A 1,896-nucleotide genomic window follows, 5' to 3' on the forward strand; every position below is an offset into this window, starting at 1 on the left:
CACGCTGCTCACGGCACTCCGGCCATCCGCAGCCTGAGCCGCGCGCTTGGTCACTCAATACTCCCCGCGCCGGGCCGACTTTTTGCACGGCCTGGAAGGCCAGGACGACAGCTGTGGATGGTTCTCGATCCAAGATGTCAAACACGCGGTGTCATCACCCGCGAAAGCGGGTGATCCAGTATTCCAGAGACAGCAGTGCTTGAGCCGAGAGGCCGCGGCGTACTGGATCGCCCGGTCAAACCGGGCGATGACAGCTGAGGATGGGACGGGTCTCGCTGCGCTCTACATGCTGCAGGCTAACGAATAACAGGCAGCAAGTTGCGGGAGGCCGCCTACTCCAGCGTGAAGCCGACGCGCAGCGTCACCTGGTAGTGCCGGACCTTGCCATCTTCGATATGGCCCCGCGTCTGCACCACCTCGAACCATTTCATTTCCCGGATCGTCTTTGACGCGCGGCTGACGGCATTCTCGATCGCCGCCTCGATGCTCTTGTCCGATGATCCGACCAGTTCGAGGATCTTGTAGACGTGGTCCTTGTCGTGAGTGGCAGGCATGTCGACCTCCTCTGTGGATGCGTGATCCGGACAATTTGCAGTCCAATCCGGACAGTCTGTCGTCTGCTACCGGCTGCTGTCGATCCAATGCTGCGCGGCAGCACGCCGGTTGATTTGAATCAACGTGTCGCGGCGCGTTTGGTGCCACCATGCATTTGGTGCCACCTTGCGCCTGCCCTTGTCCGTGCGCTCACCTATGGTAGCATGAAAATGGTTCAGCATTCGGGAGCGATACGATGTCAACAACGTCCAGCTCACCCGCCACACCTCCTCACAGCCTCGGATCCGGCCTTGCCAGCCTTCGCGCGAAGTGGGGCTGGATCACAGCCCTTGGCGTGATCTACCTGATCGCCGGCGTGCTCGCCTTCGGCAGCGTGCTGTTCGCCACCGTGGTCAGCGTGCTGTTCGTCGGCGCCATGATGATCGTCGCGGGCGCCGCCGAGATCGTGAACGCCTTCCAGTTCAAGACGTGGGGCAAGTTCCTGTTCTGGCTGCTGCTCGGCGCGCTCTATGTCGTCGCGGGATTCATCACCTTCGAGAACCCGCTGCTCGCCGCGGCGACGCTGACGCTGTTCCTCGGCATCGCGCTGGTGGCCTCCGGCATCGTGCGGATCTTCCTCGCGTTCGGCATGAACTCGGCCGCGCCATGGGGCATGGTCGCGATCTCCGGGCTGATCACGCTGGTGCTCGGCGCCATGATCCTGGCGCACTGGCCGGTGTCGAGCCTCTACGTGCTCGGCATCTTCCTCAGCGTCGATTTGATCTGCGCCGGCGTCAGCTGGATCAGCATGGGCATGGCACTGAAGCAGCGCACCTGAACGCGCAAGGCGCCAGCAAACCTGCCGGCGAAGGCTGAGCCGTCCGCGGAAGGCGCGTCCCTCTGCGCCTTCACGTTGTCGTGTCCGTATCGCAAAATCGCGGCTTCCCGCTCGAACCCACTTCCATCAGGCCCCGTCCAATTTTGCGAGCGGGCCATTCCGGTTTCGCCGAACCGAAGGATGGAATTTCCTATGTCGATGCGATCGAGATTGTCATCAGCAACGTTATTCACCGTCGCGACCACCACTACGCTCGCGGCAACTGCGGTGCTGGCCACGGCCGTCGCCACGATGGCGCTGACCACCACCGCAGCCCATGCATTTCAGCCGCGTGTCGTTCCGCCCTGCAGTTTCCTCCTCTTCACGGAGGGATGCGGGCAGTCTGGTCCACCGACCGATCCAGGTCGCGCGCGCAACCGCGACATCTCGCCGGCCTACATGCAACAGTCCGATCCGCGTTACAATCAGAGCCTGCTGAGCGCAGGCGGAGGTGGTGGCGGAGGAGGCGGTGGTGGTGGTGGTGG

The 1,896-nt window shown here is 63.0% G+C and carries 3 protein-coding genes; 2 read left to right on the forward strand and 1 reads right to left on the reverse strand.

Annotation, left to right across the window (positions count from 1 at the left end):
- Window positions 1-332 precede the first annotated feature (332 nt).
- Entirely contained in the window at window positions 333-554 is a 222-nt protein-coding gene (locus tag AC628_RS40725; protein ID WP_074132431.1) for a dodecin, read from the reverse strand.
- 236 nt (window positions 555-790) lie between these two features.
- Between AC628_RS40725 and AC628_RS40730 the strand changes: the two genes are divergently transcribed.
- A complete protein-coding gene (locus tag AC628_RS40730; protein WP_074132433.1) occupies window positions 791-1,372 on the forward strand; it encodes an HdeD family acid-resistance protein in 582 nt (193 codons plus the stop codon).
- Window positions 1,373-1,564: 192 nt separating this feature from the next.
- Window positions 1,565-1,896, forward strand: a 332-nt coding sequence (locus AC628_RS44985) for a hypothetical protein (RefSeq protein ID WP_245321591.1), incomplete at its 3' end; no start/stop codon positions are given.

This window comes from Bradyrhizobium sp. NAS96.2 (genome assembly GCF_001908235.1).
Classification (GTDB): Bacteria; Pseudomonadota; Alphaproteobacteria; order Rhizobiales; family Xanthobacteraceae; genus Bradyrhizobium.